The sequence below is a fragment of the Agrobacterium sp. 22094 genome (genome assembly GCF_052046015.1).
GTDB lineage: Bacteria > Pseudomonadota > Alphaproteobacteria > Rhizobiales > Rhizobiaceae > Agrobacterium > Agrobacterium cavarae.
In genome coordinates this window covers 1-353 of sequence record NZ_JBQEPX010000043.1, presented here as the reverse complement: position 1 = coordinate 353, position 353 = coordinate 1, and the positions used below count along the sequence as shown (strand labels likewise).

Genomic DNA, 353 nt, shown 5'->3' with positions numbered 1-353 from the left:
AAAACAAATATCTACTATATCTTTATTTTCTTTTTTCAGTTGTTTTCGATAGTATTTTAAATTCATAAAATAAACCTTTAAAATTTTTGTTGCAGTATCTAAATTCATATTATCTCTATAAGCAAGTGATGCAACAGATTCTTCTATAGGTCGCCAAACAAATACATAAGTAATGTCAGCAATTGTTTCTAAATAAGGTTTCCAAATATTAAATGTCAAAACGGTTCTAGGATCTTTCAATCCCCATATGGGTTTTATCTCCTTATTTAACAATTCTTGAATTCTATACATTCCTAAATTTTCAGAAGTAATGATTTCTCGTGAAGGTGGGGTATGCCATGTTGCATCAAATA

At 28.0% G+C, this 353-nt stretch carries 1 protein-coding gene; it reads right to left on the bottom strand.

All coding sequences use genetic code 11. The annotated features are described in order from the left end of the window. Positions 1-353: hypothetical protein (locus ACTJK5_RS23090; protein ID WP_440613328.1), on the bottom strand; the 353-nt coding region annotated here is incomplete at both ends.